A 22608-nucleotide genomic window follows, 5' to 3' on the forward strand; every position below is an offset into this window, starting at 1 on the left:
GATGGCCAACCATAATTCGCATGCACATGACGAACATGAGTCCCACGGCTCTTTGAAATCCTACGTCATTGGTTTTGTACTCTCGATTGTGCTTACTATTCTGCCGATCGTTGTTGTAATGAACGACATGATGGACAAAACGCCTACGATTATCTTCATTCTGATCATGGCCATTCTGCAATTCGTTATCCAGCTCTTCTTCTTCATGCATCTGCGCGAAGATAAGAAACCTCGATACAACGTAATGGCTTTGATCTTTGGTCTTGTCATTCTGGTCACCATTATTGCAGGATCGATCTGGATTATGACGTACAACGCAGTAGGCTGATTGTCGTAAAAGTCCGGGCCTTCTCCTTTACGAGAAGCGCCTGGGCTTTTTTTCATTTTGGCCGCTATGTTATGATACTCTTTAGGACAACTACCCCCATGAGGAGGCATTCTTACGATGTTGAAACGAAATATGCGCCTGCCGCTGCTCGTACTGCTCACAGCAGCTGTACTTGTTGTTATTGCCGGCTGCGGCGGTGGCAGTAAAACAAGCACCAAAACGAACAACACTAGCGGCTCCAATGCATCCAATGCGACAGCTACACCAACTCCTGAAGCAACGAAAGCCCCTAAGCCGGACAAGCTGCTAGGCGCCGACAAGCATCCGGTCGTAACAGTTGAGATGGATAACGGCAAAACGTTCAAAGTCGAGCTGTATCCAGAAATCGCTCCCAACACAGTCAACAACTTTGTATCGCTCGTGCAAAAGGGCTTTTATGACGGTACGGTCTTCCACCGCGTCATCCCAGGCTTCATGATCCAGGGCGGCGATCCGGAAGGAACCGGCATGGGTGGCCCTGGCTATGCCATTAAAGGCGAGTTCACTAGCAATGGGTTCCAAAACGATCTGCTGCACACACGTGGTGTCATTTCGATGGCCCGTTCAGGAGATCCGGATTCCGGCGGTTCCCAATTCTTCGTTATGGTTGCCGATGCGCCATCGCTGGACGGCGAATATGCAGCATTTGGCGAAGTGATTGAAGGCATGGATACGGTTGATGAAATCGTGAATCAAGAAACTTTGAAAACAGGAGAAGGATCTACTCCTGTTAAGCCGATGGCAATCAAGAAGGCAACCGTAGACTTGAAAGGCCTGACATTCGCAGAGCCTGAAAAAGTGAAATGATTTACAAAAAGGCAGTTCCCTCAAGTTGAGAGAACTGCCTTTTCTATATTTTAGAAGCCCCGCTTCTCGACTTCAATCTCCTGCGGGAGAACAAGGGTCAGTTCCTGATTGATATTCTCCGAACCAATCGCCCCATCCTTATGCTCGAAGCCATTAATAAGCACATACATTGTGCTGCCTACCATATTCGTTGCAACCATCTGTTCAGGCTGCTTCAGCGGCTTTGGTGACCAGTACTGAACCTGTCCAAGCAGCTGAACATTGCGGCTCTCTCCTTGGTCTAATTGAATTGGGCGAAGTGACTGCACCACAATTTTCTTCACGCCTGCCGACACGGTTACAGGCTCTGACTGCACAATGGCTGTACGCTCCGTCATTTGCAGCTGATCACGCACTTCATCGAGGAGCCCTGTTGAAGCAAAGGCCGCCATCATTAAACTGCCGCCTCCGATTACCGCGACATAAAACATACTCATCCAATCGTACCGCATAACCGGATGCTTTTTCCCTGCAAACTTCAAGTGTATCAAGAGCTCCGCTCCTAACAAAATGAAGACGACGGGCGTCACCCACAGCAGCATACGAAGGGCATCTGTTCCGCTCCAGATCGATATAGCAATGGATATACCAATGAGAAGCAGGGTAATTCCCATCGATAATGAGCCTACGCGCCATTCTCTCATCGTTCCCCCTCCTTCTCTGTGAACTCCGAGGGATGAGGAGGAAGAGGCTCAGGAGCTGTAAAAGACCTGCTGCCGCTCCCGCCACCAAATACGAGCCGGAAACCAAGGGCAATCATCAGGAAAGCGACAACTGCCGTTGGCAGGTTGTACTTAAGCTTTACATATTCCGCATAGATGCCTGGCCAAGTTTGTGAGATATAGTTACCCATCACCCGATCACCCAAATAATAAATGCCAAGTGCGAGCAGGCCAATGCCAATCCACTTCTGATATGGAGCAAGCTGCGCCACAACCGCTTGATCATTAAGCTCACCACGTTCATAACGTGACATTTGCTGCATCGCATCGAAAAAAGCATAGAACCAAAGCAGCGGCATCAGGAATAGGAAGATCGACAAGCGCAGCGAATCCATCAAATAAATAGCAATCAGGAAGCCGCCCATTAGCTGTAAGCCACGCTTTTGCAAACCAAGATACAAATGACCCGCTCCTGGGAACAGCGACAGTATAGCGGCAAGCACCTTGTTTTTCTTCCCAGTGCCCATATGGTTCTCAATCTCCTCGAACAATGGACGATCGTTAAGCTCCTCACCGCGCTGCTTCCGGTGAAGCTGTTGAATTGCATCAAAGATGCTGTAGATCCATATAACTGGCAGTCCCAACAAGAAGATGAGGAAGGCACTGGTATTGGTAACGACACCAATAAAGACCACGACCGCGAACAGCCCTAGAAAAGCGACTAGGAATGTGATGCCACGCTGCATCAGACCAAGCGACATATGACCGAGGCCGGGAATGAGGGACAGCAGTACTGTACTTGTCTTCTCCCGCTGCTGCTCGAATGCAACATATCCCGGATCAAACGGGATATCACCCCGTTCGGTATACGGTCCAGCGAGCGGCTTAGATGACAGCAGCGTCACGACCATATCAACCATATTAATAAGCCAGCTGAAAGCGGCGGTGAAGAGGAAGAAGAGGCCTATATTTCCTCCATCTCCGGATTGTACAGCTAAGAATAAAAACATTAAGGAGCCGAAGAAAGCCCCTCCATATAGCAGGCAGCGGAACGGCCGCCCCAAGTAGGCATGCCCGACGCCTGGAATAAAAGACAACAATAAAGCGACAACTGGATTTTTTGACATTTCGTCTTTCCTCTCTTTCATATATACCTACTTATTTGAAGCGGTCCTTCTCCAGCTTATCGAACCACGAAGATGTACGATTGACCATCTGGTCTGACCAGGTTGGTCCTTGCGGCTGCTCCTTCTCAATCGTCTGCTCGACAGGAACAGAATGGGAGTCAAGCTCACCAAGCTTCGCAGAAATACCGCTGAACGTCCCTGTACCCAGCAGTAGCAGCGTAATGGCTGCTGCAGCCGTAAAGTGAATCGCCGGACGCTGCAGCAGCGACTGGCGGCGGGCAGGCTCTGCACGCATAATAGGCTTCTTCCTCGCCGCTTCTGCAAACAGAATATCGATGACCCGCTTCCCAAGCTTCTTCATATCGGGGACATCTACTGTTATTTTCGACGTATCCCCTGCCTCTGCGGCTCCAGGCCCTTCGGCTTCTTCCGCCTCTACCGCTGACATCAGCATCATGAGGCATGGCTCACATGCCGCGATGTGCAGCTCGACACCATCCCGCTCCTGCTCAGTCAGTTCATTGCGGACATAAGCTTCCAGATCCGCTGCCCTAAGATGTAATCCGAACGATTGTTCCATGTTCATTCGAAATCCTCCTTTCGCCAGTGCCGCTTAATCCAATTTCGGGCCCGGTAAAGCCTCGACTCTACGCTTTTTTTCTCCAGGCCGGTCTGTGCAGCAATCTCTTCATACGATTTGTTCTCCATATAATAAGCGGTTACGACTTCACGATAGTTATCAGGCAGCTGCTCTACCTGCTCTCGCACATGGCGCTGCTCTTCACGTTCCATAACAGAGACTTCAACAGGCAGTCCACGTTCCGTCATTATGCCATCTGCTTCCAGCCCAGTTATGCTTTCCATTAGCTCTTCAGGCTTTCGCATTCGGCTTCTCTTCCAATCAATCGCCTTATTGACGGCTATCCGGGTAATCCACGTCTTGAGGCCGTCCATTCGGAACTCCGGGAGGGAGCGATAGATTTGCAACAGCGCTTCTTGCGTCACGTCTTCCGCATCATGCGGCGAACGGATGACCGCATACACGGTTCGATACAGATATGGCCCATATTCGTCGACAAATGATTGAAACGCCTCAGGACCGCCGTTCTTGATGGCCGTGATCCATTGTTCGTCTTGAATCTCGCTCTCCTCCCTTCCCGATAGAATAGACGACAGCTTAACCGCTCTCCCCTGCACTTCTGCGAAAATATTATTTTTCCCCATAAAAAAACCGGAGATTCGCTTGGCATCCAGCCTTACGATCCCCGGTTTTATGATGTTCCTTCTAGGCCAGTGCTTCCTTAAGCGATTCCGGCGAGTTGTTCCACCATTCTTCATTATGCTCGATTAAGAGCTTGCGGAAAGCCGCTTTCTCTTCTGCATCAAGCTCCTCAAGCTTGTACTTACGTTTAATTGCCGCATCAAGCTTGTTCACGTGGTCGGCGAGAATTTTCCACCCGCGGCGTGCCTCCGTATCGACCCACATCTCACAAGCCGTTGCTCCTGCATAATAAGTAGCGCCTGCTTCATTACGCTCTACAGCAGTCCATACGATCCAGCACTTTCGGCCGTTCGGGCAGTCTTCTTTGTTCGGAGTGAACTTGATGCCCCGCTCCACCTTACTCTTCGCATGCATCGCGCCGTCATCGATATAAGCAACGCCTCCATCAATGATGACACAAGATACTGCACTTAAATCTATCGTTCCGGCTCCAAAGCCTTTATGTTGTTTGTTGCTCACTACGTTAAGCGCGAGCGACTTCTTTTCTTTCTTTTCCGGTTGTTCCGGCTGTCCTTGCTGCTCTGTCATAGCTCTTCCACCTTCCCCGTACAATAATTCCATTTTAGCTAATAATCCACGAAAAGCAAACATATACATGCTGTAGATGCTTGTCAACGGGAGGGAAATGTATCATGTCTCCACGCTACGTCAAACGTTTGCTCTTGTTTACGCTTACCGCCGTCCTGCTCGGCCTCTCTATCCAGCAGGGCTTCGGCCGCGCTTGGCAATCTCAATATACTTATGCATTTGCTCCCGCCGCCAAAGCAGCGATCGATTCTGCACCAAAAACGGCCAAGCCACCTGCCTCGTCCCAGCCTGACCAGGTAGCGCCTAAGCCGCAGGCTCTTAGCAAAAGGGTCACCGAGTACCATATCAACGTTGCGCTTCGCGATGATATTCGGTACTTAGACGGACAGCAGACCGTTACCTGGACCAATCCAGGCAAAAAAACGGTGTCCGAGCTATACTTCCATCTCTATCCGAATGCCTTCATGTCGGACAAAACCACGTTTATGCAGGAGTCTGGCGGCAAGCTGCGCTCGGACAAGGCAACAGAAGCCAGTCAGGGCTATATGAAGCTGCAGACACTGGAGACGATGGAAGGGGAAAGCCTGCTTCCACGGCTGCATTATGTACAACCAGATGACAACAATCCGAACGACTTCACGCTGGCCAAGCTTAAACTTCCCGCACCGGTAGCGCCAGGCAAGTCCGTCACCCTACAGATGAGCTTTGAAGTGAAGCTCCCAGAAGTATTCGCCCGTATGGGCTACTCCGGCAACTATGTGATGGCAGGACAATGGTTCCCTAAGCTGGCCGTTTATGAGCCAGCGGGTACAAGAGGCCGGACATCAGAAGGCTGGAACATTCACCAGTATCATGGCAACTCCGAGTTTTACAGCGACTTCGGTATTTACTCTGTTCGTATTCAGGTACCGGAATCCTACATTGTTGCGGCTACAGGCTTCCAGACCAAAGCCGTGGAGAAAAAGGACAGCAAAGCAATATATCAGTTCTACGCCGATGATGTGCATGACTTTGCCTGGTCAGCTTCTCCGGATTTTATCTACTATGAAGATACCTTATCAGGGCCGGGTATACCGGGTGTCCGTATCAAGCTGTATCTCGATCCCGCTCACGCAGAGCTGAAGGATCGTTATATGCATGCGGCCAAATCCGCGCTTTCTAAGTATGGACAATGGTATGGCGAGTATCCGTATTCCACCCTATCCGTTGTTGTCCCGCCAAAAGGGGCGAATGGCTCCGGAGGAATGGAATATCCAACCCTGGTGACTGCTTTCGCAGCAGAGACGAGTAATCCGGGCTACAGCCTTGAGAGAACGGTTATTCACGAGGTTGGTCATCAATATTGGTACGGTATGGTTGCATCGAATGAATTCGAAGAAGCATGGCTGGATGAGGGCTTCACCTCTTATGCCGAGGATAAAGTGATGGCAAGCGAGTATGGTATTGAAGCGAATCTGCCTCTGGAAGCCAGCTACATGACCGCTCCCGCTCCTCTAAAGCAGCCTTCTTGGGCTTATCCGAGCAATAACGTCTATGCGGAGAATGTGTACATGCGGGCGAAGCTCGTACTGATCGGCATTGAAAAGCAGGTTGGCGAGAAAATGATGCAAAAGATTATGCGCACTTATTTCCAAAAGTATAAGTTCAAGCATCCTTCAAGCGCTGACTTCCAGCGGGTTGTCGAGACGGTGACGAAGCAGAAATGGACCAATTACTTCGACCAATATGTCTATAACAATCAGATGGCGGACGTTTCAGTAGAATCCATCAATGTACGGCCAGTGGAACAGGATGGAACGCCAATGTATGAATCAGTCGTGCTCATCCAGCGTAATGGCGGYTACAACGGGCCAATCCCGGTTGTTCTGAAATTCAAGGACGGTACCACCATCCCCAAAACTTGGGATCCAGAAGACTCGCAGATTCAATATAAAGTGGTCCACAGCTCCCCGCTTGATTGGGTGGCAATTGATCCGCAGCATACCAACGTACTCGACAACAAACATATAAACGATTACATGAAGGCGGATTTGTCGGAAGTTACACGTACGCGCTGGAGTCTTGGCGCCTCTAACGTTATCCAAGGACTGCTCGGATTACTGGGCTGGTAAGCCTATGCTTACGAGGTAAGAATTGCTTCGCAATTCTTTAAGTCAATGCTTTCGAAGTAAGAATTGCTTCGCAATTCTTTAAGTCCATGCTTTCGAAGTAAGAATTGCTTCGCAATTCTTTTAAGGAGGTTTGCAATGAAAAATCATATGATGCAAGGCTGGCGGCTCGCGATCAAGCACTTCTATATCGTAATTCTGCTGTTTCTGTACCAGCTGCTGTGGGGATTCTTCCTATATCGGTTTATCGATTCAGTCGTATCGCCGCTGCTGCGGCGATTTCCGGATCACTCCCCTGCGAATTCAGCGATCCAGCTATTTATGAGTGAAGCTCAATTCCAGATCATGAAGACGGATGTGCTGACCCCTTACTTATGGCTGCTTGGCGGACTATTTGCAGCAAGGATGCTGCTCTCCCCTTTATTTAACGCAGGACTGCTCTATTCTCTGCAGCATGCCACAGAGACCGAAGGTACGCAGTTCCTGCAGGGCATTCGCAAAGCGTGGAAGCCTGTGACGCTGCTCTACTGGATCGAGACGCTGCTCGCCCTTGCACCCGCATGGTGGCTGGCACCGCGGGGACTGGATGCATTGCTTCACAGCCGGTCGATCGGAGATCTCCTCCAGCAGCTGCTGCCCGCTGCGGGAGGCTGGCTGATTTGGGGTATCCTGCTCCATCTCCTCTTCCTCGCCATGCAGTTTGGCGCTACAAGCGAGAAAGGTGGAAGCATATTCCAATCGCTTGGTATTGCGATTAAGCATCTGCTGCCTTTCGCTGGCTTATCACTCTTAATGTGGGCTATCGGCTCAGGGATTGGATTGTTTGTCACAAGCTTTTCTCTCGTATGGGCCGGATTCATCGCCCTGATTGTCCATCAGGGCTACCATCTTGTCCGTACCTTGATGAAAGTATGGACTCTAGCCTCCCAATACGACATTTTGAGATCAAAGGAAGTTTAAAATTTTCTCATAATTATAGAAGCCACCCGCCCTGCGACCTAGTCGTAGCGCGGGTTTTTCGCGTTTTTCCGGGAAGGCTTGTCTTGCATTCTCCAAATAAATCAACATATTAGCTAGAAAAAACACATAGTAAAGAGTTAGTAAATCGGAATAGTGCTAATCTGCTAGTCTGTGCGCCCTATAAAGATGCAGCCAACCGCAGGATATAAGTTTTTCCGCATAGATTAGCCAAAAGGTTCCATGAGAATTATTAGAATTTGACGGATTGGGGAGGAGATAAGCGGAAATTACCGAATAGTTACCAAGTACATAATTTACACTGCCAAATTCCTTGTACTGGAAACGGGGGAACCACCTCTGGGTGAATTGACTTCGACGTCCGATTATTAAGATCGGCGCCTGAGAAGTCATAGGGATCCTTCAACCGAACCCCACAGCTAACCTCGTCGGCATTGGAAGGAGTTTCACCGCTTTGAAAAAGGTTACAGCACTTATTCTTGGGCTTGCGCTAATGCTGGCTTTCCAAGCCGGAAGCGTTTTCGCAGACTCCAAAATGGACGGCATTGTCAGTGATTTAATTGGCACGCCGTACGTTGCGGGCGGAACATCATCGAAAGGATTCGACTGCTCTGGTTTTTCTTCGTATGTTTTCGACAAAATGGGCGTCGATCTTCCTCGTACATCCGCTTCGCAAGCACAAACAGGTAAAAAGATCGCCAAGAGTGATCTGATCGCCGGAGATCTCGTGTTCTTTAACACGAACGGTCGTGGTGTATCTCATGTCGGCATTTATGTAGGAGATGGCCAGTTTGCTCATGCTTCGTCCAGCAAGGGCGTTACAATCAGCAATCTTAGCGACTCCTATTATGTAAATCGGTATGTGACTGCTCGACGTGTCATGGACCCTACTACTTTCACCAAATATGCCGACGAACAATAGAATCAAGCAGTCGCTTCCCTGGATTGAGGCGGCTGGCAAGATTTCTGCAATAAAGCCGCACGCTGCTTGTCCAACTGGACAAACCGCATGCGGCTTTATTGTTTGTTGCTATCATGATTAAGACGTTAGGACGCTCCAGCTTCCTGCCGCCGGCCTAAGGCCAGCATTGCAAGCAAGACGATAAACATCGCAATAATAAACGCTCCGAGAATCCAGACCGTACGGTCTGCACCATAGCTGTCCATCATCCATCCCGTTAATTTCGGGAAGATCGCTCCGCCTATCCCGCCGCAAGCGACAAGCAGACTCGTCGTCCGCTCTGTCATCCCTGGAATAAGACCGTTTGCAAATACGAGTGCAATGCCGAATACACCGGAGAAGAACAATCCGCTTAATCCGACAAGGACTAGCATGCCACTTAACTGACCGACCGCTCCCATCGCAAGAATGATGATACATGCTCCTGCAATGGCGACAAACAGATATCGGAAGTAGCCGAAACGATCCGCCAGACGTCCGGCGAATAGCCGGCCGAGAATCATCGTGCCCCAGAACAGACTTAACGTGGAAGGAGCACTCGCTTCCGTCATACCGGACCGATCAATCATAATTGACGGCAGATAGTTGGAAAAACTCATCTCCACCCCCACATAGATGACGAAGAATAACGCTGACAGCAGCAAGAAGGGAATAGCTGCTCTATTATACCCAAACCATCCTTTTGTAGGCGCTGCACCAGCTTCCCGCTCCACATGTTCCTTTTTCGCTCTGCCATGATAACCAATCTTGTCATCTATCGATCCAAATGATAGCGTCATCCACAAGATAAAGGTTATGCCGGCAAGAGCAGATAGGATTGGGAAGGATACCTGCCAAATATCATATTTGATCAATATACTTGCCATAGTCGGCATTAAGAAGGCCCCTATGCCAAAGAACGTTTCTAGTTTGGTCATCGCATTAGCCTTCCCATTCTCTTCAGCCAATTCAATGACCATTGCTCCGATAACGGATTCTGTCATCCCAAACCCAAAGCCTGCGAACAAGGCGATAAACAGCATCAGCCCCCAGGAATCAGGAGTCAGACTGTAGGCTGCTTCACCAAGTGTCAGAAGGCCTAATGAGAGGAGCACTCCCCCTCTTTTACCAACCTTTGATGTAATAAATGGAGAGAGCAAGACACCCACCAAAAAACCAAGAAACTGATTCATCATCCATTGCCCGCCGTCATCATAGGACAAGTCGTACTTATCGAGCATTTGCTCCATGACCGAGCCGCCCACGACATGTGCCAATCCAATTACGAGATAAGACAAACAGCCAAGTGCTATTAATTTGCGCATCGTAAAAGTTCTCCTTAGATATCCTTCAGCCAAATCCGAATGAAGTCGATAAGTGAATGTTATAATGGAAAAAAACTTATTGATTCATGTTGAGGGTATACAAATGACTAATTTTTCCGATGAGCCTTATTATAAACTATCCCTGACGGATATGACTATCCAGCCAATGGAAATGAAGCATGCCAAACAAATCTGTGAATGGCAATATGATTCGCCGTATGACCTATACCACTGGCCTTCTTGGGACATTATGCAGCAGGACGGAATCGAATTCGGCGATCCTGTCCTGCGGCACATGCAATATGTGGCTGTCATGAATCGCGGACAGGAGCTGATTGGTTTTGCACAATTTTTCCCGATTGTTGGCGTGACACGCCTCGGGCTTGGTTTGCATCCTGCCCTATGCGGCAGGGGGATAGGAACGGACTTCACCCGGTTGATTACCCGTGAAGCCATTCATAGAGCTCCCAAGAACAGTATCGATCTTGAGGTACTGACCTGGAATGCTCGAGCGATTAGAACCTATGAACGAGCAGGTTTCTTTGTTGACGATACCTATGTAAGACAGACGCCGGAAGGACCAGCAGAGTTCCATTGTATGGTGTACCAGTCCTCCCCTTAATATCCCTAAAAGCGATAATAGTCAGGCTCAGGATCTTTCATATCCACGAATAAAATAATGCCGGGTTTAGCCAATACCGATACGGTTCTGATCCATGCTCTCGAATCGAGGTCGGTATAGGCTCGTGATACCATCGAACGGCTTTTCTCGCTAAGCTGTACTACATTGGGAACAAAATACGGGCGCCAGCTCCAGTTCGCTCCGCAATATTCATCCTCCCGCCGCCAGCTTCCATCCACTGGCCTTCTTGAATAGTTGGATGAAATTTGAATGCCGTCATCTCGGCACAAGTAGACACGGATACAGTTGCTTTCCAGTTCCTGCAGAAGTCTGGCGATCCATTCGTTATCTACTTCTTCCAGCTCCTCCAGATGACCAATCCGGTCAACCTTGCCAGCCAGCCTGTCCGACAAATACCGCCAATAATTCTCAGAATAGAGCTGCAGCTGCCGATGTGCCTCCAGCTCTTCTTCTAATAAAGAAGAAAACCGAAACGGCTGCTCGAAATCCGGCTCTGCTTTCGCGAACAAAAAGCCCTGCACATACCGGACTCCTGCATGCATAGCTCTCGAGAGGTCCTGTCGAGTCTCGACACCTTCCGCAAGCAGCGATGCGCCAAGCTGATCAGCGAGCGCCGAGAAGGAGCGCAATGTACCAAGATAACCGTCGTGGTGCGCACTCCGTTTCAGCATATGCATGTCGATTTTCAGGATATTCGGTTGAATGAGCGCAATCCGGTCTATACCGCTAAAGCCGCTGCCTACATCATCAATTGCAATGAGACAGCCCTTGGCACGGTACATATCAATAACCTCGCGCAATTCCTCCATCTCGCCATTAAAGCTTTCTTCTGTGATCTCAATGACCACTCTGCTCGGATCGATCTGGTATTTATCAAGCAGAGAGAGAGTATAGAGCTCCCCGGATTGCATACCGTGATGCATCCAGTTTGGCTTCAAATTAATAAACAGCATTGGAGGCTGGTCCGTTGCCGCCATTTTCTGAAAGGCCTGCTCGCGTAGAATGCGGTCCACTGCAATATGGTCCTCTAACGGAACCGTCGGATCACAAAAGAACGGACCCAAGCTGCGGACAGCATCATCCTTGCAGGCTCTTCCAAGCACCTCATAGCCAACTACCTTTCTCGTATCAAGCGCGATGATCGGCTGATAGAAGGCAGACAGCTGCTCGCCCTCGAGCTCTAATGTCTGCGGTATCGTCGTATTTGATAAGCAGTCGTTCGTCACGCTCACGCTCTCCCTTTACTACCTTTATGTCAAACGAATCATGCGCGTCACGTTATCTCCTTGGGACACTTCAATGACATGATGCTTCGGATGGTACGTAATTGATCCTTTGCCAACCTCGATCATCGGCTGTTCGCCAAGACCGAAGAACACATCGTCCGCAAGCGCCTCCATCACTTCGTGACGGTCATCATCACCAAGTGCTGCCCACTCTTCTTCTTCCATTTCAAAAAAAGTATAGCTGCCTTCCACTTCGCCGACGGCTTCCGTCAGCTCTTTCAATATATCTGCGTATTCCCTTGCGTGCCTAACGCCCATTGCTGTTAACCACCTTTACCAAATTTATCTGCTATACATTCATTTTACCGCATTTTAACGAAAATTAACGCCTCCTCTCTTAAATCATTTCTGAAAGTCTAATTTCCATACGATAACTTGTCGATATAAGAACTAGAGATTTGTCGAAAACGTACTGGACGGGGTGCATGATGAAGAATTCTACAATTATCGGTATAGTATTAGGACTTGTTGCGGTACTGGTCGGCATGACGCTGAAAGGCGCCGCTCTAAGCAATCTGTTGAATCCCGCCGCTTATATGATTATCGTCCTCGGGACCATAGCCGCTATTATGATTGCCTTCCCGATGTCGGAGCTGTCCAAGGTAGGCAAATTATTCAAAATTGTTATTAAAGAGCAACAGCTGATGCCGCGAGAGCAGCTCATCGAGAACTTTATGGAATGGGCATCCATTACACGCCGTGAAGGTCTTCTTGCATTGGAAGCAAAGGTCGACGATATTGAGGATACTTTCCTCCGTAATGGCATGCGCATGATTATTGACGGCAATGACCAGGACTTTGTCCGCGATGTTCTGCTTGAAGATATTTCCGCAACGGAGGACCGTCATAAAGCTGGCGCATTGATCTTCACGCAAGCTGGTACGTATGCGCCTACACTTGGTGTACTAGGTGCCGTAGTTGGTCTGATTGGTGCGCTTGGACATATGGATGACATGGAGACTCTCGCCCATTCCATTGCAGGTGCCTTTATTGCAACTCTGCTTGGTATCTTTACCGGCTATGTGCTCTGGCATCCGATTGCGAACAAATTGAAGCGTCTATCCAAGAAAGAAGTTCAGCTTCGTTTGATGATGGTCGAAGGTCTGCTGTCTATCCAATCCGGCGTATCGACAATTGCGATCAATCAGAAGCTGTCTGTATTCCTCACCCCAACGGAACGGGCGGCAATGAGGGAGAAGGAGGCTGGCGCTGGTGAAAAAGCGTAAGCACGAAGACCACGAAGAGCATATTGACGAGTCATGGCTTATCCCCTATGCCGATTTGCTAACACTGCTCCTTGCGCTGTTTATCGTATTGTATGCGGCCAGCTCCACGGACGCCAGAAAATTCGAGCAAATGAGCGAGGCCTTTAGCGCGGCCTTTAATTCGGGAGCCGGCGTTCTAGACAATCCGGCGATTATTAAGTCGGGAGAGCAGAACCAGCAGAAAATTGATGACGCGAAGAAGACCAATACAGACAGTAAAGAAAATGACAGCGAATCGAATCTTCAAGAGCTGATGAAGAAAGAGCAGGAAGATCTGGAGAAGCTGAAGAAGCAGCTCGATCAATATATTAAGAAAAACGGCCTCTCCTCCGATCTGGAGACAAAGCTGAATCAATCACAGCTGATGATTACCATCAGCGATAATGCGTTGTTTGCATCCGGCAGCGATGCCCTCAGATCGGATTCGATTGAGCTCGCAGCGGCCATCTCCAAGATGCTCGAGCCTTATATCGGCTATGAGATTATTGTATCGGGCCATACTGATAATCAGCCGATTCGGACACAATCTTTCAAGTCCAACTGGGATCTCAGCTCTTCACGAGCGATCCGGTTCATGGATGTACTTCTCAAGAATAACAAGTTGAAGCCTGAGCGGTTTAGCGCTATTGGATACGGCGAGTACCGGCCGGTGGCATCCAACGATACAACCGCTGGACGTGCCAAAAACCGCCGTGTTGAAGTATCGATTATCCGGAAATATGTCGATGCCACGAGTGCTCAGCAAATCCCAGCTACACCTAAATAATAGTGAGAAAAATCCCCTGATCGTTATCGATCAGGGGATTTTATTGGGATATGCAGCCTAGGAAGGCTTGTAATCGAGCGTATGGAACAGCTCTGCTTTCTCTGCTTCCGTCAGATCACGCCATTTGCCGATTGGCAGCTGGCCCAGTTGAATATTCATAACCCGGACGCGCTGCAGCTTGCGTACATGATAGCCAAATGCTTCACACATCCGGCGAATTTGCCGGTTGCGGCCTTCGGTCAGAATAATCCGGAAGACGCGGTCCGTTACTCTCGTTACTTGGCAAGGTAAAGTCATGCTTCCAAGTATTCGAACACCACTCGACATTCCGTTCACGAACTCTGCTGTAATCGATCGGTCAACCGTTACGATATACTCCTTCTCATGCTTGCCTTCCGAACGAAGAATCGGATTCACAATGTCTCCATCATTCGTGAGCAGAATCAGCCCGTCTGAATCCTTGTCCAGCCTGCCGATTGGGAAGATCCGTTCCTGATGGCCAACAAAATCGACAATATTGCCGCGAATATGCAGCTCTGTCGTACTGGTGATGCCAACTGGCTTGTTAAGTGCGATATACACGTGATGCTTATGCTCGCCGATTCGTTTGCCGTCAATCCGCACATCATCGCCAAGCTCAGCCTGACTTCCTAGTTCTGCTTTCTCACCGTTGATCGTGACACGTCCGCTGTCGACCAGCTTATCCGCTTCACGCCGCGAGCAATATCCTGTCTCACTAATAAACTTATTAATACGCACAAATGTTCACCCCGTAGTCTGTGCTGCCATTTCCGCTATGCCACTAGAGGAATACGTATAGACAGCAGGCTGTCCTTCCGTATTCGTCTCCTTGGCTTGCTCTATCATTGCTTGCTTCGCTGCTGTCCGCATGGCCTTCGCCACATACTCTCCTGCAATTGGACGGTACTGCCGAAGCGAGCCTACCATTCCCCATTGTACTGCCTTCGACACCGCTGCGCCAATTCTTTCTCCCAGGCGGAACGACGGTCTCGAGCCTAATAATAAAGAAGGCCGAAATATACGAACTGAGTCCAGCGGAATCTGTACCAGCTGCTCCTCGAGTTCTCCTTTTACCCGATTATAGAAAAAGGACGACGAAGATGATGCGCCCATCGACGTAATAACCAAGTAATGTTTGGCCCCCGTATGTTTCGCCCATTCAGCCAAGGCAAGCGGATAGTCATAATCCACCTTGCGGAAGGCCTCCTGCGAGCCTGCTATCCTGATCGTCGTTCCAAGCGTACAAAACACGACATCCACCGACACATCGTCAAGCGCTTCCCACATTCGGTCGAAATCTGCAATAATGACTCGCAGCTTCGCCCTAAAGGCCGGCTCCATCTGGGCCCGGCCAAGCGGGCGTCTGGCTAATACCGTAATGGAATGGCATGCCGGATCATTCAGCAGCTGCTCCAGCAATGCTGATCCAACAAGTCCCGTTGCTCCTGCAATTAAGCTGCTGTATGTGCCCATGCCTTCATTATTGTCCATTGACGGATAATTCCCCCTCAGCCGACGTTCGAGTTCTGACCCAGTAATCCTTCAACTAGTATACCGCTGCCATTGTCCTCTTTCAAAGCGGGAAGCGTAATAATAATGGTCGTCCCTACGTTCACCTGACTTTTAATCTCCATCAGTCCTTGATGGCTATGTATAATCCGCTGGCTGATCATCATACCAAGCCCTGTACCGCTCTCCTTGCCGGTGAAGAAGGGATTGCCGATCTTCGGAATCATGTCTTCGGGAATTCCAATTCCTTCGTCCGTTATCGAGATCGTAATCTGATCATTCTTCGAGGCGATATGGGTGTGTATTCTTCCTCCCGATGGCATCGCCTCAATCCCATTCTTGAGCAGATTAATAAATACCTGTTTAAGCTGATTCTCTTCACAAGAGACAAGGCAGGCTGCTTCTGTAAAAGAAGTATTGAATATCACATTATGCAAATGGCCTTCGCTGTCGATCAGCGATAAGACGCTGCGGAAGACGTCCCTGACGTCCTTTGTCGCAAACCTTGTCGCCTGCGGCTTCGCCAAAATAAGAAACTCTCCGACAATTAAGTTAATCCGGTCAAGTTCCGACAGCATGAGCCCGGTATGCTCCTGATTCATCTTTCCGGTATGCTGCTGGATCTGTAGGAATCCACGCAGTGTCGTAAGCGGGTTACGGATCTCATGGGCAACACCTGCTGCCAGCTGACCAACGGTCGTCAGCTTCTCTGAACGACGCAGCAGCTCCTCCATCCGGTTACGGCTTCTCATATCCCTTGTAATACTTGCAAAAGCCTGAATAACGCCCTCCGTGTCCCTTATCGGTGATATCGTAACACTGACTGGGATGACCTCACCACTTTTGGTCATTCGGATAGTCTCTTGAGCAGGAAGCACCTTGCCCTCCTGTAAAGAATTAAGAATAAGCCGCATTTCTCCCCTGTGTGTATCGGGTATAAGTTCAATTTCTTCCCCGAAAACCTCCTCCGATGTAAACCCAAACAGCTGCTCGAAGGCCTTATTCACTTGAATCGTCTTGCCTTGCAGATCTACCACGTGGATGGCATCGCTGGTATGGTCGATAAAGGACTGCAAATATTCCTTCATCTGCCGGTTATCTTCAAATGCCTGCCGCAGCTTATCCATATAGATGCTAAGATTCTGAGACATCGCATTAATCTTCAGCGCAAGCAGTCCAAATTCATCTTTGCCCCTTACCTTGATTGCAGTCTGGAAGCGGCCAAGCGATACCTCATTGACCTTCCATAAGATCGCATTCAGCGGACGCAGCATAAATCCGGCCAGTAAATAACTGCTGACCAGCACGAATACAAGGATGATCCCTGCATAGGTAATCGCATCCCAACGCTTCATGCTCATGATCTGGTTATATTCCTCGCAATCATAGACGATGCCAATGACGAATGGGGCAAGGCTCTTGTCGCTGTAGTAGCTTTTCACATACTCCTTGCCGTCCAGCTTAATTTCCTGCACCTCAAAGCCGGACTCCATCGCCCGCAAGGCATACGACTTATCATTTGCTTCACGGATACTATAGGTACCATAAACAACCTGCTGAGCCGACAAATCACCTGTGGAGTCAGGCCGGAAGACGGTTACTTCCTCCAGATCCGGGTAAAGCTTTTTTAATAGCAGCTGCATGACATTTGGCTCAAAATCCGGGTCAGAACGAAGTTCCGGTGACTCTGACCAGCCCGGATACTGCTCGAATGACGCAGATAATTGGGTAGAAGCCTGCTGCATAAGTCGCTCCATATCTCGATTCATATTGCGAAGAGCGGCATATTGGTCCAAAATAACGATAAGGATGAACATCGCCAGAACAATCATAATTATGTAGATGGAGAACTTGAATTTGAATGACACGGCTCAACACATCCTTTATGTAAGGCAGATGTTATTCACAAGTTATTAACATTATCAACAACTTACCCACATACCCCTAGAATAGTTTGTGTGTAGTTTTGTGGACATTTGATAAGTTATCCACAATTTTATCCACTACATGTTAACAACAGAATATCTGTTCGATGAATAAATGCGAAAATGTTCGATTTTTATCGTTAATTGGAGGAAAATATGATTCGTGAACAAGAAGATCAAGCCTGGATGCAGCTCGCCATCGAGGAAGCCAATAAAGCAGAGCAAATAGGCGAAGTACCAATCGGCGCAATCCTAGTGAAAGACGGGGAAGTTGTCGGAAAGGGCTATAACTTACGGGAGATTAACCATGATCCGACTGCACATGCCGAAATGGTCGCTATTCGAGAGGCTTGCGAGCGCCTTGGCGCTTGGCGGCTCTTGGATTGTACATTATATGTCACGCTTGAGCCTTGTCCAATGTGCGCTGGCGCCATTGTCCAGTCCAGGGTAAAACGGGTTGTATTCGGAACGGGGGATCCTAAAGCAGGCTGTGCAGGCACATTAATGAACTTGCTTCAGGAGCCCCGATTTAATCATGAGACTGAAGTAACCAGCGGTATTCTGCAGGCTGAATGCGCAGCACTGCTGACGAACTTCTTCAGAAATTTGAGAAATAAACGCAAATAATTACTCGCTTCTCCGCAGGGAAGAGCAAGCAACTTCGTTGCGCTGCATATATTGCAAAGCAACGATTAATTGATCAGCTTCTTCACTGATTGCCAGAACATCAGGATCGGTCAAGCTACCGCGTGCCTCTGCTACTTCATGAAGCTTCAGTCGCAGCGATTGCAATTGTATAAGCAGGTCTGTTTTGTCCATAATCGCTTTGGGGCACGCTCCTTATATTCATGGATGTGGTATTAAAATTATTATACGCTTTCTTCTTTTGACTGTTTGTAAAAACCTGTCGACAATAAAACACAATTTTTAGGCATGTTTCGACATGAAATAGACCAACAGTACTAAATTACCATCTTTTGTGTGAGTCGTCTAGATGTTTCATGCTCGTTCATATATTTGTTGATAAGTTTTCTGACATAAATATAGACAAAATGACGGCGTTGCATGTTCCAAGCCTCCCATGCTAAAATAAACCATACTGCGCGCCCGTAGCTCAGCAGGATAGAGCGATAGTTTCCTAAACTATGCGTCGCGGGTTCGAATCCCGCCGTGGCGCGCCATAAGATGACCTTCCAAGAACCACATGATGTTATGTGGTTCTTTTTAAATTCATTAATGGAAATTAGAAAAAGACGGCCAGTTGGCCGCCTTTTCACACCGTTATTATTCCTTTAACCAAGCACTTGCTCCGTCAACGCTGCTATATGCTTATTTCCATCCCCTTGAAGCAGTCCACCATGATAGCAAATAATGTTCTCGATATCGTAGTCTCTAAACTTTTTCAGCGATTGAAGCGCCAACGCCATATCCGGCGTAACCGCCTCTCTAGGGCCTTTCAGTTCCCCGTTCTCGACAACCATCGCATCCGCTGCAATCAGTGTCTTGCTCGGCTTATGATAGAGGCTGACGTGCCCCGGTGTATGGCCAGGCGTGTGAATAACCGTTAGGCCGCCGCCAAACGGCAGCTCCTCACCGTCTGCCATAGTACGATTAACATTCTCACTAGTCGGTTGCAGGAACATCGCTTCGAATTGGCTGCGTGCCAATTCCGGAAGTGTCTGAAGCAAGCCAGCTATACGTTCCGGTGTTGCCTTCAGCATCGGCTGTTTGCCGTTGATTACTGCTTTATCACCTTCATGGGCATAAACAACAGGTGCCGGATTTTCTGCCGCAAACGCCGGGAGCCCCCCGATATGATCAATATCCTGATGCGTCAGAATAATGGTGCTAAGCGGCTGTTCCCCAATACCTGCTTGCTTGGCAAGCTCTATAATTACTGGTGCAGTTCCAGGCATCCCCGTATCAATTAACACCCAAGCATCCTTGTCCCAAAGGATCGTCGGACATATTGTCATCGGCCCAAAATTAAGCTCCAACATTTCAATTCCGTCTGCAATTCGCATTTTAACTGCCTCCCATTCAAATCGATCATAAACATACGAGTAGAGTATAGATCTCTTTTTGTATTCGAGTCAATTCGGCACGTTGACGCACCTATTTCCCCATGTAACAATATGGAATATAAGTATGTATAGAGGGAAGTGATCTTATTAAGCTGCTCTTTGTATGCAGCAGGAATAAGTGGCGCAGTCTTACTGCGGAGAAAGTATTCGAACAATACAGCCTCTACGAAGTCAGATCCGCAGGAACAGAAGAGAATGCCCGTATGAAGGTTACTGCAGGACATATTGGGTGGGTAGATTCACATATGACGGGATTATTCCCGGACAGGTCCATTCTCAAAAACATCCGGATGGCACTTAAAATAACGAGGTGACATAATGATCGTATTCGTAATTATTGGCGTATGTTTGGTAGGTGCTTTCTTATTCTGGGTCCTGCACGAAGTCATTCAAAGCGCCATCGATAACTCAACCCTTGCGAAGAATGTACAAGATATTCGGAATCATCTAATTGGAAAAGGTACACAACAGGAGACTGCGGCAAGTGGAGAAGACCACGAACCATGTCCAGGCTGCAAACATATGGTGCGGAAGACAGACCGTGTCTGCTACGTTTGTGGATTAGCATTAAGGGATTGGGATTAAGCGATGAACGAAAATTTTTTCGCGGCATGCATAGCAATCCCTTAAACCGACCATAATACTTGTGACGGTGTGAAGTGAGGTGTGGTTCCATTGTCCCATTTGGAGCAAGAACTACTGGGGGATCTTAACTAGCCACTTAATGCGATGGAAGCGAGGGGTTGTGCCGCAGAGTACTTCTAACGCGAGCTTAACACGTTTCGCCCTAACGGATCGTGAGCAGCTCCGCCCGAGTGATCAATACGTTGAAGTGTGATATGTAAAGTCTCAAACAATCAACACACCGTCAAAGGAGGGGCCCCTAACAGGGCTCCTTCTTTTAGTTGAAAAGAAATATCACAGGCGGTATACTCCAATTAATTCTAAGGAGGTGCCATCCATGTTTGAACGTCCACAAGTAAGCGAATATAACGAGTTTTTCTCGCGTTACATCGGCCTTGTTCCAGAAGGAAGCCTGATTACGCTATTAGAAGAGCAACAGGCAGAGGCTAACCAGATTTTCTCTGCGGTATCCGCAGAACATGCCGACTATCGCTATGCCGAGGGCAAGTGGTCTATTAAGGAAGTGCTAGGTCATGTAACCGACACGGAGCGTATTATAAGCTATCGTCTGCTCCGCATTGCAAGGGGCGATTCAACTCCGCTTCCAGGCTTTGACCAGGATGCTTATATGGAAGGTGATCCATTCCGCGGCCTCTCCGTTCCCGATCTTCTCGAAAATTATAATGCGGTCCGCCAAGCGACCATTCTCCTGCTGAAGCAGTTGCCTGCAGAAGCCTTTACCCGGTCTGGCATTGCCAATCAATCGCCGCTTACCGTACGTGCTTTAGCCTGTATTATCTATGGGCATGAGCGGAATCATTTGTCCATTATTCAGGAGCGTTATTTGAACGCTTAACTATTTGCGCTTATCTAATCGGGCAGCAGCAAAGCTGCCCACCCATTGGACAAGCTGAACCATGACGACCAGAATCACAATACAGGCAACCATAACCTTCGTATCGAATCGCTGATAGCCATACCGAATGGCCAAATCTCCGATCCCCCCGCCTCCTACAGTGCCCGCAGCAGCAGAGTACGAGATAAAGCTGATGATCGTTACTGTTAGACCAGATACCAATCCCGGTCGGGCTTCGGATAAAAGAACTCCAAAGACAATATGCTTAAGCGATGCCCCTGAGGCTACCGCTGCCTCAATGACTCCCTTGGGAACATCCCGTAAGCTCTGCTCGACCAACCTCGCATAGAACGGAATAGCCGCAACCGACAACGATACCGAAGCCGCCAAAGGACCAATCGCTGTCCCTACAATCATTCTCGAGAATGGAATTAATGCGACTAGCAGAATAAGAAAGGGAAATGAACGAACGAGATTCACCAAATAGCCCACCGCGCTGTATAAGGGGCGATTGCCCTTCAGATTACCTGGAGCGGTTAGGAACAGCAAAATTCCGATTGGCATGCCAAAGATAATTGCAGCTGCGACCGAAATGGATACCATGGTTAAGGTCTGCTCGATTGCTTTTTCAATCTCTGATTGTAAGACTAAGATACTATTCATGCTGCTCTCCCCCTTTATACATGGCAGAGGAAGAACCTGAAGTATCGAAAAAAAACTTCCCAAGCGGTGTTACCGGATCGATGTCCGGACGACTTCGATCAAGCTGCTCCGTAATCACTCCGTCTTCCATTACCGCAATCTGACTACATAACCGCTTCGCCACCTGAATCTCATGTGTCACCAGCATAATGGTAACTTGATACTCCCGATTAATTTTCTCCAGGAACTCCAGAATCGACAAAGTTGTTACCGGGTCAAGTGCAGAGGTTGGCTCATCACACAGCAGCACCTTCGGATTATTTGCCAGCGCCCTGGCGATCGCTACACGCTGCTTCTGGCCGCCACTAAGCTGCGCCGGATACTGCCGCGCTTTTTCCGTAAGCCCCACAATCCCGAGGCATTCTTCTACCCTTCTCTTACGCTGCTTGGACGGCACATTCGCTGCTTTCAGCACAAACTCGACATTGGCCGCACAGGTCTCATTGCTAAGCAAATTATAATGCTGAAAGATCATACCGATCGATCGCCTGGCCTCCCGAAGCTCCCCTGCATTAAGTCCCGTAAGCTCTTGTCCATCGATATAAACCTCGCCTGCCGTTGGTAATTCGAGCAGATTCGCCATCCGAAGCAAGGTGGATTTCCCCGCTCCGCTAAAGCCTATTATCCCTTGAATCTGCCCTTTCTCAACGTGAAGCGAGGTTGGTTTAACCGCATCCACCCACTGGCGGCCGACTTTATATTGCTTACTGACTTCTCTGAGAGTGATCATGGTCGTTCTCCTATTTCCGTGAACAATTTGCCCT

The 22608-nt window shown here is 48.7% G+C and carries 26 protein-coding genes, 1 tRNA gene, 1 pseudogene and 1 riboswitch; of the genes and pseudogenes, 13 read left to right on the forward strand and 15 right to left on the reverse strand.

Going from position 1 to position 22608, the window contains the following annotated elements; translation table 11 throughout:
• The first annotated feature begins 1 nt into the window (after position 1).
• Positions 2-328 (forward strand): cytochrome o ubiquinol oxidase subunit IV, encoded by a 327-nt coding sequence (gene cyoD / locus AB4Y93_RS27895; RefSeq protein ID WP_441896936.1) that lies wholly within the window; start codon positions 2-4, stop codon positions 326-328.
• A gap of 117 nt (positions 329-445) precedes the next feature.
• Positions 446-1174, forward strand: a complete 729-nt coding sequence (locus tag AB4Y93_RS27900) for a peptidylprolyl isomerase (RefSeq protein ID WP_441896938.1) — start codon at positions 446-448, stop codon at positions 1172-1174.
• 50 nt (positions 1175-1224) lie between these two features.
• Here AB4Y93_RS27900 and AB4Y93_RS27905 read toward each other — a convergent pair whose 3' ends face one another.
• The 5 genes from AB4Y93_RS27905 to AB4Y93_RS27925 all read right to left on the reverse strand — a co-directional run bounded on the left by AB4Y93_RS27905 (position 1225) and on the right by AB4Y93_RS27925 (position 4812).
• Positions 1225-1857, reverse strand: coding sequence for a hypothetical protein (locus AB4Y93_RS27905; protein ID WP_441896939.1), 633 nt, complete (start codon positions 1855-1857; stop codon positions 1225-1227).
• Positions 1854-3002, reverse strand: coding sequence for a hypothetical protein (locus AB4Y93_RS27910; RefSeq protein WP_441896941.1), 1149 nt, complete (start codon positions 3000-3002; stop codon positions 1854-1856). The genes AB4Y93_RS27905 and AB4Y93_RS27910 overlap by 4 nt, the downstream gene beginning before the upstream one ends.
• A gap of 31 nt (positions 3003-3033) precedes the next feature.
• Entirely contained in the window at positions 3034-3588 is a 555-nt protein-coding gene (locus AB4Y93_RS27915) for a zf-HC2 domain-containing protein (protein WP_441896942.1), read from the reverse strand.
• Positions 3585-4226, reverse strand: a complete 642-nt coding sequence (locus AB4Y93_RS27920) for an RNA polymerase sigma factor (RefSeq protein WP_441896944.1) — start codon at positions 4224-4226, stop codon at positions 3585-3587. The genes AB4Y93_RS27915 and AB4Y93_RS27920 overlap by 4 nt, the downstream gene beginning before the upstream one ends.
• Before the next feature lie 61 nt (positions 4227-4287).
• The gene (locus tag AB4Y93_RS27925; RefSeq protein ID WP_441896946.1) at positions 4288-4812 is read right to left on the reverse strand and encodes a YwhD family protein; all 525 of its coding nucleotides are present in this window, start codon (positions 4810-4812) and stop codon (positions 4288-4290) included.
• A gap of 104 nt (positions 4813-4916) precedes the next feature.
• On the opposite strand from AB4Y93_RS27925, the gene AB4Y93_RS27930 reads away from it, so the two are divergent.
• The 3 genes from AB4Y93_RS27930 (at position 4917) to AB4Y93_RS27940 (ending at position 8820) form a co-directional block, all read left to right on the forward strand.
• Positions 4917-6923 (forward strand): M1 family metallopeptidase, encoded by a 2007-nt coding sequence (locus AB4Y93_RS27930; protein WP_441896948.1) that lies wholly within the window; start codon positions 4917-4919, stop codon positions 6921-6923.
• A gap of 135 nt (positions 6924-7058) precedes the next feature.
• Positions 7059-7880 (forward strand): hypothetical protein, encoded by an 822-nt coding sequence (locus AB4Y93_RS27935; RefSeq protein WP_441896950.1) that lies wholly within the window; start codon positions 7059-7061, stop codon positions 7878-7880.
• 310 nt (positions 7881-8190) lie between these two features.
• Positions 8191-8347: riboswitch (cyclic di-AMP (ydaO/yuaA leader) on the forward strand.
• Positions 8348-8352: 5 nt separating this feature from the next.
• Positions 8353-8820 carry a C40 family peptidase gene (locus AB4Y93_RS27940; RefSeq protein ID WP_441896952.1) on the forward strand — a complete coding sequence of 156 codons (468 nt, stop codon included), beginning with the start codon at positions 8353-8355 and terminating at the stop codon, positions 8818-8820.
• Positions 8821-8945: 125 nt separating this feature from the next.
• Here AB4Y93_RS27940 and AB4Y93_RS27945 read toward each other — a convergent pair whose 3' ends face one another.
• Positions 8946-10163, reverse strand: a complete 1218-nt coding sequence (locus AB4Y93_RS27945) for an MFS transporter (RefSeq protein WP_441896953.1) — start codon at positions 10161-10163, stop codon at positions 8946-8948.
• A gap of 103 nt (positions 10164-10266) precedes the next feature.
• On the opposite strand from AB4Y93_RS27945, the gene AB4Y93_RS27950 reads away from it, so the two are divergent.
• The gene (locus AB4Y93_RS27950) at positions 10267-10785 is read left to right on the forward strand and encodes a GNAT family N-acetyltransferase (protein WP_441896955.1); all 519 of its coding nucleotides are present in this window, start codon (positions 10267-10269) and stop codon (positions 10783-10785) included.
• A gap of 5 nt (positions 10786-10790) precedes the next feature.
• Here AB4Y93_RS27950 and AB4Y93_RS27955 read toward each other — a convergent pair whose 3' ends face one another.
• Together AB4Y93_RS27955 and AB4Y93_RS27960 are read right to left on the reverse strand one after the other, a co-directional pair.
• Positions 10791-12032, reverse strand: a complete 1242-nt coding sequence (locus AB4Y93_RS27955) for an EAL domain-containing protein (RefSeq protein WP_441896956.1) — start codon at positions 12030-12032, stop codon at positions 10791-10793.
• Positions 12033-12056: 24 nt separating this feature from the next.
• Positions 12057-12350, reverse strand: a complete 294-nt coding sequence (locus AB4Y93_RS27960; RefSeq protein WP_441896958.1) for a hypothetical protein — start codon at positions 12348-12350, stop codon at positions 12057-12059.
• A 170-nt stretch (positions 12351-12520) separates the two neighbouring features.
• Here AB4Y93_RS27960 and motA point away from each other — a divergent pair, with 170 nt between their 5' ends.
• Together motA and motB are read left to right on the forward strand one after the other, a co-directional pair.
• Positions 12521-13318, forward strand: coding sequence for a flagellar motor stator protein MotA (motA, locus tag AB4Y93_RS27965; protein WP_441896998.1), 798 nt, complete (start codon positions 12521-12523; stop codon positions 13316-13318).
• On the forward strand, positions 13302-14123 hold the full coding sequence (gene motB / locus AB4Y93_RS27970; protein ID WP_441897000.1) for a flagellar motor protein MotB: 822 nt from the start codon (positions 13302-13304) through the stop codon (positions 14121-14123). Before motA ends, motB begins: the two co-directional genes overlap by 17 nt.
• A 57-nt stretch (positions 14124-14180) precedes the next feature.
• Here the strand turns inward: motB and rluF are convergent, their stop codons facing one another.
• From rluF to AB4Y93_RS27985, 3 genes are read right to left on the reverse strand one after another with little or no spacing between them, the layout of a single operon-like run.
• Entirely contained in the window at positions 14181-14882 is a 702-nt protein-coding gene (rluF, locus tag AB4Y93_RS27975) for a 23S rRNA pseudouridine(2604) synthase RluF (RefSeq protein ID WP_441896960.1), read from the reverse strand.
• A gap of 6 nt (positions 14883-14888) precedes the next feature.
• On the reverse strand, positions 14889-15635 hold the full coding sequence (locus AB4Y93_RS27980) for an NAD(P)H-binding protein (protein WP_441896961.1): 747 nt from the start codon (positions 15633-15635) through the stop codon (positions 14889-14891).
• A 17-nt stretch (positions 15636-15652) separates the two neighbouring features.
• A complete protein-coding gene (locus AB4Y93_RS27985; RefSeq protein WP_441896963.1) occupies positions 15653-17521 on the reverse strand; it encodes an ATP-binding protein in 1869 nt (622 codons plus the stop codon).
• Between the two features lie 213 nt (positions 17522-17734).
• Between AB4Y93_RS27985 and tadA the strand changes: the two genes are divergently transcribed.
• On the forward strand, positions 17735-18205 hold the full coding sequence (tadA, locus tag AB4Y93_RS27990) for a tRNA adenosine(34) deaminase TadA (RefSeq protein WP_441896965.1): 471 nt from the start codon (positions 17735-17737) through the stop codon (positions 18203-18205).
• Here tadA and AB4Y93_RS27995 read toward each other — a convergent pair whose 3' ends face one another.
• Complete coding sequence (locus tag AB4Y93_RS27995) at positions 18206-18397, reverse strand: Spo0E family sporulation regulatory protein-aspartic acid phosphatase (protein ID WP_441896967.1); 192 nt, start codon at positions 18395-18397, stop codon at positions 18206-18208.
• A 284-nt stretch (positions 18398-18681) separates the two neighbouring features.
• Between AB4Y93_RS27995 and AB4Y93_RS28000 the strand changes: the two genes are divergently transcribed.
• Positions 18682-18759, forward strand: a tRNA-Arg gene (locus AB4Y93_RS28000).
• A gap of 111 nt (positions 18760-18870) precedes the next feature.
• On the opposite strand, the gene AB4Y93_RS28005 is transcribed toward AB4Y93_RS28000, so the two are convergent.
• On the reverse strand, positions 18871-19602 hold the full coding sequence (locus AB4Y93_RS28005) for an MBL fold metallo-hydrolase (RefSeq protein WP_441896968.1): 732 nt from the start codon (positions 19600-19602) through the stop codon (positions 18871-18873).
• 146 nt (positions 19603-19748) lie between these two features.
• Between AB4Y93_RS28005 and AB4Y93_RS28010 the strand changes: the two are divergent.
• From AB4Y93_RS28010 to AB4Y93_RS28020, 3 genes and pseudogenes are all read left to right on the forward strand, one after another.
• Positions 19749-19901, forward strand: a pseudogene (locus tag AB4Y93_RS28010) (arsenate reductase/protein-tyrosine-phosphatase family protein); the annotation flags it as partial.
• Positions 19902-19980: 79 nt separating this feature from the next.
• On the forward strand, positions 19981-20247 hold the full coding sequence (locus AB4Y93_RS28015) for a hypothetical protein (protein ID WP_441896970.1): 267 nt from the start codon (positions 19981-19983) through the stop codon (positions 20245-20247).
• 376 nt (positions 20248-20623) lie between these two features.
• Positions 20624-21142, forward strand: coding sequence for a DinB family protein (locus tag AB4Y93_RS28020; RefSeq protein ID WP_441896972.1), 519 nt, complete (start codon positions 20624-20626; stop codon positions 21140-21142).
• Here the strand turns inward: AB4Y93_RS28020 and AB4Y93_RS28025 are convergent, their stop codons facing one another.
• Both AB4Y93_RS28025 and AB4Y93_RS28030 read right to left on the reverse strand, forming a co-directional pair.
• Positions 21143-21805, reverse strand: a complete 663-nt coding sequence (locus AB4Y93_RS28025; RefSeq protein WP_441896974.1) for a methionine ABC transporter permease — start codon at positions 21803-21805, stop codon at positions 21143-21145.
• Complete coding sequence (locus AB4Y93_RS28030) at positions 21798-22574, reverse strand: methionine ABC transporter ATP-binding protein (RefSeq protein WP_441896975.1); 777 nt, start codon at positions 22572-22574, stop codon at positions 21798-21800. The genes AB4Y93_RS28025 and AB4Y93_RS28030 overlap by 8 nt, the downstream gene beginning before the upstream one ends.
• Positions 22575-22608 lie beyond the last annotated feature (34 nt).

The sequence above is a fragment of the Paenibacillus sp. YAF4_2 genome (genome assembly GCF_052113225.1).
Lineage (GTDB): Bacteria > Bacillota > Bacilli > Paenibacillales > Paenibacillaceae > Pristimantibacillus.

Coding starts and splice junctions, on each gene's coding strand:
- AB4Y93_RS27980 (WP_441896961.1), bottom strand. CDS start 15,635: ATGGACAATAATGAAGGCATGGGCACATACAGCAGCTTAATTGCAGGA.
- AB4Y93_RS27900 (WP_441896938.1), top strand. CDS start 446: ATGTTGAAACGAAATATGCGCCTGCCGCTGCTCGTACTGCTCACAGCA.
- AB4Y93_RS27950 (WP_441896955.1), top strand. CDS start 10,267: ATGACTAATTTTTCCGATGAGCCTTATTATAAACTATCCCTGACGGAT.
- AB4Y93_RS28030 (WP_441896975.1), bottom strand. CDS start 22,574: ATGATCACTCTCAGAGAAGTCAGTAAGCAATATAAAGTCGGCCGCCAG.
- motA (WP_441896998.1), top strand. CDS start 12,521: ATGAAGAATTCTACAATTATCGGTATAGTATTAGGACTTGTTGCGGTA.
- tadA (WP_441896965.1), top strand. CDS start 17,735: ATGATTCGTGAACAAGAAGATCAAGCCTGGATGCAGCTCGCCATCGAG.
- AB4Y93_RS27920 (WP_441896944.1), bottom strand. CDS start 4,226: ATGGGGAAAAATAATATTTTCGCAGAAGTGCAGGGGAGAGCGGTTAAG.
- AB4Y93_RS27960 (WP_441896958.1), bottom strand. CDS start 12,350: ATGGGCGTTAGGCACGCAAGGGAATACGCAGATATATTGAAAGAGCTG.
- AB4Y93_RS27925 (WP_441896946.1), bottom strand. CDS start 4,812: ATGACAGAGCAGCAAGGACAGCCGGAACAACCGGAAAAGAAAGAAAAG.
- AB4Y93_RS27905 (WP_441896939.1), bottom strand. CDS start 1,857: ATGAGAGAATGGCGCGTAGGCTCATTATCGATGGGAATTACCCTGCTT.
- AB4Y93_RS28025 (WP_441896974.1), bottom strand. CDS start 21,805: ATGAATAGTATCTTAGTCTTACAATCAGAGATTGAAAAAGCAATCGAG.
- AB4Y93_RS27910 (WP_441896941.1), bottom strand. CDS start 3,002: ATGTCAAAAAATCCAGTTGTCGCTTTATTGTTGTCTTTTATTCCAGGC.
- AB4Y93_RS28020 (WP_441896972.1), top strand. CDS start 20,624: ATGTTTGAACGTCCACAAGTAAGCGAATATAACGAGTTTTTCTCGCGT.
- cyoD (WP_441896936.1), top strand. CDS start 2: ATGGCCAACCATAATTCGCATGCACATGACGAACATGAGTCCCACGGC.
- AB4Y93_RS27945 (WP_441896953.1), bottom strand. CDS start 10,163: ATGCGCAAATTAATAGCACTTGGCTGTTTGTCTTATCTCGTAATTGGA.
- AB4Y93_RS28015 (WP_441896970.1), top strand. CDS start 19,981: ATGATCGTATTCGTAATTATTGGCGTATGTTTGGTAGGTGCTTTCTTA.
- AB4Y93_RS28005 (WP_441896968.1), bottom strand. CDS start 19,602: ATGCGAATTGCAGACGGAATTGAAATGTTGGAGCTTAATTTTGGGCCG.
- AB4Y93_RS27995 (WP_441896967.1), bottom strand. CDS start 18,397: ATGGACAAAACAGACCTGCTTATACAATTGCAATCGCTGCGACTGAAG.
- AB4Y93_RS27935 (WP_441896950.1), top strand. CDS start 7,059: ATGAAAAATCATATGATGCAAGGCTGGCGGCTCGCGATCAAGCACTTC.
- AB4Y93_RS27915 (WP_441896942.1), bottom strand. CDS start 3,588: ATGAACATGGAACAATCGTTCGGATTACATCTTAGGGCAGCGGATCTG.